This is a genomic window from Cryobacterium sp. TMT1-19 (assembly GCF_004403055.1).
GTDB lineage: Bacteria > Actinomycetota > Actinomycetes > Actinomycetales > Microbacteriaceae > Cryobacterium > Cryobacterium sandaracinum.
The window spans coordinates 1-6,156 of record NZ_SOHB01000054.1 but is presented as its reverse complement, the minus strand read 5'-3'; the positions used below and the strand labels follow the sequence as shown (position 1 = coordinate 6,156).

Below are 6,156 nucleotides of genomic sequence, written 5' to 3'. Positions count from 1 at the left end.
GGTACCCCCTAGAAAGGAGCCCTACGGCCGAGGTTTTTGGCATTTGACATTGTGCACGCTGTTGAGTTCTCAAGGATCGGACGCACTCGACTTCAGGCCCTACGGGCTGTCGCTTCGAGGCAACTTACATAACTTAGCTGCCCGGCCACACCCTGTCAAATCACGGAAAGCAGCCGATTCCGAGTGCACCAAAGCGACTCGGACAACCACCCACCAGACCAGACACGCAGCCGGAGAGAGTTACCATCTTAGGCCTCCCCCACACTCACCTGAAACAGGAACAAGCATGAGACGAAGCTAAAAACTGTGGTTCCACATGAGGCCGGGAAGCTCTGCGGCTTTCCGCACCTGTGGGGTACGTTTGAATACATTACGGCCGTCACACCGGGCCGTCAAAACCAGCAACCGCCCGGGCGTGTCACGCCCCAACAGGGCGGAAACACGGCTTCCGTGCAGCCGGGACGGCACCCTATTTCAGCACAGCGGCAGTGCCGCTCGGGGCAAGAGTCTCGGCCTCGTCGTCCTTCACTTCGGCGGAAACCGAGTCATCCGCAACGGGGTGGGCGGCGCCCCTGTCCCCGCGGTACTTCCACAGGCCGATGCCGACCACGACGCCCGCAAGCAGGAGGGACATCAGGAGTTCCATGCGGGTGCGTTCGAGAATGGCCATGCCCGCGAGCAGTGCAACGATGGCGCCGATGGCCAGCCAGGTCAGGTAGGGGAAGGCCCACATCTTCAGGCTCAGGCGACTGGCGGCATCCGTGCCCATGCGCCGTCGCAGGATCAGCTGCGACACGGCGATGACGAGCCAGACGAGAAGCGCGATCGCGCCAGAGGTGTTGACGAGGAGGAGGAAGACCGTGTCGGGCGCGATGTAGTTCAGACCCACCGTGATGAACCCGACGACGGTGGAAGACAAGACGGCGGCGCGCGGCACGCCGCGGACAGAGATTTTCGACCACGCCGGGGGTGCGTCCCCGCGTTCCGACAGGGAGAAAAGCATGCGGCTCGCGGTGTAGAGACCCGAGTTCAGGCAGGAGAGCACGCTGGTCAGCACGATGATGTCCATGATCGTGCCGGCCCCGGGGATTCCGTAGAGCTCGATCACAGCGACATAGGGACTCTTGGCCACGGAAGCGCTGTTCCACGGAAGCAGCGTGACGACGACGGCGATGGATCCGATGTAGAAGACGAGGATGCGCCAGACGGTGGATTTGACGGCCTTCTTGACCGCGTCGACCGGGTTCTCGGACTCGCCGGCAGCGATCGTGGCGATTTCGGCGCCGAAGAACGAGAAGACGACCACGAGCACGCCGCCGAGGACGGCGCCGCTGCCGCTGGGGAAGAACCCACCGTTGCCGGTGAGGTTGCTCAGGCCGGGGGCCGCGACCCCGGGCATCAACCCGAGGATGGCCACGACGCCGAGCAGCAGGAAGACGGCGATGGCCGCCACCTTGATCGACGCGAACCAGAACTCGAATTCACCGAACATTTTCACGGAGGCGACATTGGTGCCCGTGAGGAGCACCATCAGGAGGAGAGCCCAGACCCACTGGTCGACCTCCGGCACCCAGCGGTGCACGATGGCGGCGCCGGCCGTGGCCTCGATGCCGAGGACGATGATCCAGAACCAGGCGTACAACCAGCCGATGCTCAGCCCCGCCCAGCGACCGAGGGCTTTGTCGGCGTAAGTAGAGAACGAACCGGTTTCTGGATGCGCCGCCGCCATTTCGCCCAGCATCCGCATGACCAGGATAACGAGAAGTCCCGCGGCCGAGTAGGCCACGAGGATGCCCGGCCCGGCCTGCTGGATGGCAGCTCCGGACCCGACGAAAAGGCCGGCTCCGATCACGCCGGCGATTGCGATCATCGAGAGGTGTCGCGGTTTCAGGGACTTGGACAGCTGCTGGCCTCCCCCGCCCTTTTTTGCGGCAGTGCGGTCTGTGTCCGTCTCGTTGGCCATGTCACTCCAGTTTCAGTGGGATGCTGCCACCCCGACGGTGGGGCCGACTGCTATCCATTGGTGCTTCGTGAGTCAGCGTATGACCGGCGATTACCGGCGCCGAAATCAACCCGCGGGTGGAAACGTGCTTGTAACGTGCGATTAATCGGCGGGTATGAGTGCGAGGACTTCGTCGCGGATGCGCACCATCACCTCAGGGGTCCCGGCCTCCACGGTGAGTCGCAACTCGGGCCGCACCTGCTTCTGTTGCTGCTGCGGCGCTCGCTCCGGCTCGGTGCGCGATGGGCGCACGTTGAACCACCAGAACGGTTCGTCGACGCTCGTGAGGCCGATGACCGTAAGGCCGTCGATCTCCTCGAAGTCGGCGGAACCCGTGTAGGCGTCGACGACGCGCGCGTAGACCCCGGGCAGGTCGTCGACGGCCATGCTGATCTCGCCGGAATGGGCGTAGGGCATGGCATCCGTCGCCAGCGCCGACAACGGGCGGGGCTGGAATCCGAGCTCCGCCAGAACGTGCAGGGCCGCGAGCAGACCGCTGTCGGCGCACCAGAACTGCGGGAAGTAGTAGTCGCCGGAGTACCCGAACCCGAACACTGCCCCGGTGGCCCGCAACTCGGCCCGCATCAGGGATCCGCCGACCGAGGTGGGGACCGCGGCCGCGCCGGCCGCCTCGATCGTCTCCGCAACGAAGCGGGAGACGTTGAGGTCGTGCAGAACCACCACATCCCTGCCAGGGTCCTCGATCCGCGCGCTCGCGATGGCGCGCCGGGCGAGCACGGCGCCGATCGCGGACGGGGGCACGACGCACCCGGTCTCGTCGACCACCACGCAGCGGCCGCCGTCGGCGTCGAAGCCGAGCCCGAGGTCGGCCTCGTGCTGGATCACGGCATTCCGCAGATCGGTGAGGGTGGCCGGGTCGGCAGGGTCGATGGTGTGCGGCGGGAGGTCCGGGCCCTGATCGAAGAAGAGCGGGACGATGGTGAGGGCTGCTGGGCGCGGTGTTTCGGCGGGGTCCGCCGCCACGGAGGCGCCGCCGGCCGGGTCTCCGGCAGCTTTGCCGGCATCGTCGCCGAGAACGTAGGGCACCGTGACGGCGGCGGCGCCGCGGCCGGCGTCGACCACGACCGTGAGCGGGCGGATGCCGGTGAGCCCGACGAGCGCGCGCAGCCTGGCCGCGTAGTCGGGCAGCAGGTCGAACTCGCGGCGGCGGCCGGGTGTCGCCACCGGGGTCGGCCCGGCGGCCAGATAGCCGACGGCGCGGTCACGGATGGCGCCGAGACCGTGGTCGTGCCCGATCTCTTGGGCACCCGCCCGAAGCATGGTGAGCGAGGAGGCGGTGATCCGGGCGGCCGGGGCGTTTCGGGCTCCCGAGCCGAATCGAATTTCGTCGGTGGAGGACACGCCGAGGTCGACGACGGTGGCCCCTCGGGCTTCCGCACCCCGGGTGAAGGCGGCCACGAGCTCGCCCGCCTCGCCCCGGTCGTGACCGAGGAGTACCTCGCGGCTCTGCGCACCGACTTCGTCGACGAAGGCAGCGGCAAGGGCAGCCACCATCTGCGCGGTCAACGGTGCGGCAGTCGTGCCGCACACCTCGCCCGGGCCGACGACGGCGCCCAGGCGGGCGGCGGCATCCGTCTGGTCCGTCATTCCGCGGATCCTCGACTCGGCGTCCGGCCCGGCGGCCGGCTGTGCGTCCGGCCCGTCGGCCGGCTCGGTCGCCAGCCCGTCGGTGCGGAGGCGCACCAGCTGCCAGCCCTGCGGGGCTGCGGTCAGCCGGGCGTGCCGGGCGCAGAGGTCGAAGGTGTGCGGCTCGCGCTGCACGGCAAGCGGACCGAGGACGGCCATCGCGTCGGCATAGTCGAAAGTGAGAGTCGCGGCGGATTCCTCCGGGCAGGCGACACGGGAGCAGGGCCGGAATGACATTGGCTACAGGTTACCCGTTCAACGGGTCGAACTAGGATGAGGGCATGTCTCGAGTTCGCCGTTCCGCCGTGTCGACGCCGGCCCCCGTTCAGCGCGGGCGAGGTCGGGACCGGCACGGCCGGGGCATCCGCAGCTCGGCGACCGGGCCTTATTTGCCGCCTCTGCAGACGCGCATCGACACCTTCGATATGACCGTGGCGTCAACCGTTGACTACCTCCGCTCGGTCTGGCCGGAGCAGCTGGGTGATGTGAGGTTCGTGGTTGCGGCCGGTCCTTCCTCGGTGCTGCCGGGCATCGGAGTGGAGCGCTGGGCCGTGAACGCCGCGGAGCGTCGCGTGGTCTTCTACCGTTTGCCGATCCAGCGCCTGACGCGGCTGCACCGGAACGACGACCTGCACCGGCGGATGGTGATCGAGAGCTGCGTGTTCCGCGCGATCGCCGAGCTGCTCGGCAAGGACCCGTGGGACCTGGCGCCGGATCGGTTCCGGCACTTCTAGGGTTCCGCTCGCGTCTTTTGCTGGCGGCGGCCGGGGTACGCTCGGTCGCTTTTTTGTGCCCGGATCCCCGTAATGACGGGGGTTGTGGCCGAAGTTTGCCCCAATTTGAACTAATTCCAAACCGTTTGACGGAGGGGACCGAACCTCATTCAGCACCAAGAACCGCTGAATCCCAACCACAGACCCTAAGGATTTTCTCATGCGCTCATTCACCAAGACCACGCTCAGCCTCGCCACCGCGGGCCTCCTCATCGCCGGCCTCTCCGCCTGCTCGACCACCGCCGATGCGACCGCCCCGGCCGAGAATTCCTCCTCCTCTTCCTCCCCTTCCTCCGAGGGAGCAACCCCCAAGGCCCTCGCTTCGATCCCCGCATTGTCGGGCGTCGACACGTCCGTTCTCCTCGACGCCGACTTCGCTGCGGCGCTGACCAGCCTCGGCCTCACCCCCGGCACCGTGGGCACCGCCACCCTGACCGACGGCAGCCTGCACTTCCCGATCACCGGTGGAAACGTGGACTACTACGACCCCGAAGAGGACTACCGGCCCTTCGTCCAGGGCTCCATCGAGCACGAGGGCTCCGGCTTCTCACTGACCGCCGGCGAGACCACGGTCGAATTGACCAACTTCACGATCGACCCAGGCACCAGCAAGCTGTTCGGTGACGTGAGCGTCAACGGAGAGTCAGCCGCCACCCAGGTCCTCCTCTTCAACCTCTACGGCGGGACCCTGAAGCCGCTCCAGATGGATGGCGATAACGCCATCCTCGAGGGCACCACCGTGCACATCTCGGCTGAGGCCGCCGGCCTGCTCAACGACACGTTCATGACGGATGCTGTCGCTGACCAGCTCCTGGTCGGCATCGCGAAGATCACGGTCGCCACCAAGTAACACCGCTTGTCAGGAAGGGCCCGCTGTGCAGATGCGCAGCGGGCCCTTCCTTGTGTTGCTCGCGGTGGTCGAGACGCTGACCCGGCGGCCCGGCGGCCCGATGATCCGGCGGCCCGGTTCTGCCGCCCGGTTCTGCCGCCCGCCCGGGGCATCCGGGGCGGCCGCAGTCACTAACTTCGGAGATTTTCGCAACACGCCGCTCACCCAGGCGCCACAACCGGCATTTCGCGAAAATCTCGGCTCTCCTGTCGTAACCGTGGGTTAATCCCGGCCGGGGAGTGCGGGTTTGTGGCCGCCGAGGCTGAGCATGGCGAGGGCGATGAGGGCGTCGGGTGATTTGAAGCCGAAGGCGATTCGGGTGAGCAGTCGGATCTTGGTGTTGACGGATTCGATGCGGCCGTTGGAGAGGCCGTGCTCGATCGATGCAAGGATCGCGGCCCGGTGGTGCTTGACGATGGAGCGTTGGAGTTTCACGAAGGACGGGATTCGGCTGCGGCGGGCCCAGCCGATCCACTTGTCCAGGGCCTCGGCGGCTTCGTCGCGGGGCAGCTTGAAGACCAGCCGGAGGCCTTCCTTGAGGTAGTAGGCCNGGGGCAGTTTGAAGACCAGCCGGAGGCCTTCCTTGAGGTAGTAGGCCCGGCCCAGGGCCGGGTTGGTGTGAACGACCCAGGCCAGCTTGATCTGTTGTTTCTCGGTGAGGTTTTCGGGGTTTTTCCAGAGCGCGTAGCGGGAGTTCATCATCAACTTCGCGTGCTCGCTGTGATGCCGGGCCGGGGCGTCGTGCACGGGCCGGCCAACCGTGCGGGACTCGTTTAGGCGGGCCTGTTTGCGGGCCTCGGTCCAGGCGGCCTTGCGAACTTCGTCGAGGGCTTCCGTGGCCCACT

Annotated in this window: 5 protein-coding genes; 2 read left to right on the top strand and 3 right to left on the bottom strand. The window is 67.0% G+C overall.

What is annotated here, in order from left to right; genetic code table 11:
• Nucleotides 1-469: 469 nt before the first annotated feature.
• Nucleotides 470-1,963, bottom strand: coding sequence for an amino acid permease (locus tag E3T40_RS13900; RefSeq protein WP_134544274.1), 1,494 nt, complete (start codon nucleotides 1,961-1,963; stop codon nucleotides 470-472).
• A gap of 141 nt (nucleotides 1,964-2,104) precedes the next feature.
• Entirely contained in the window at nucleotides 2,105-3,886 is a 1,782-nt protein-coding gene (locus E3T40_RS13895; protein ID WP_134544271.1) for a DUF3499 family protein, read from the bottom strand.
• A 44-nt stretch (nucleotides 3,887-3,930) separates the two neighbouring features.
• Between E3T40_RS13895 and E3T40_RS13890 the strand changes: the two genes are divergently transcribed.
• Together E3T40_RS13890 and E3T40_RS13885 are read left to right on the top strand one after the other, a co-directional pair.
• A complete protein-coding gene (locus E3T40_RS13890) occupies nucleotides 3,931-4,383 on the top strand; it encodes a metallopeptidase family protein (RefSeq protein ID WP_104171425.1) in 453 nt (150 codons plus the stop codon).
• Nucleotides 4,384-4,582: 199 nt separating this feature from the next.
• Entirely contained in the window at nucleotides 4,583-5,272 is a 690-nt protein-coding gene (locus E3T40_RS13885) for a hypothetical protein (protein ID WP_104099185.1), read from the top strand.
• 261 nt (nucleotides 5,273-5,533) lie between these two features.
• Here the strand turns inward: E3T40_RS13885 and E3T40_RS13880 are convergent.
• Nucleotides 5,534-6,156, bottom strand: a 623-nt coding sequence (locus E3T40_RS13880; protein WP_166786647.1) for a transposase, incomplete at its 5' end; no start/stop codon positions are given.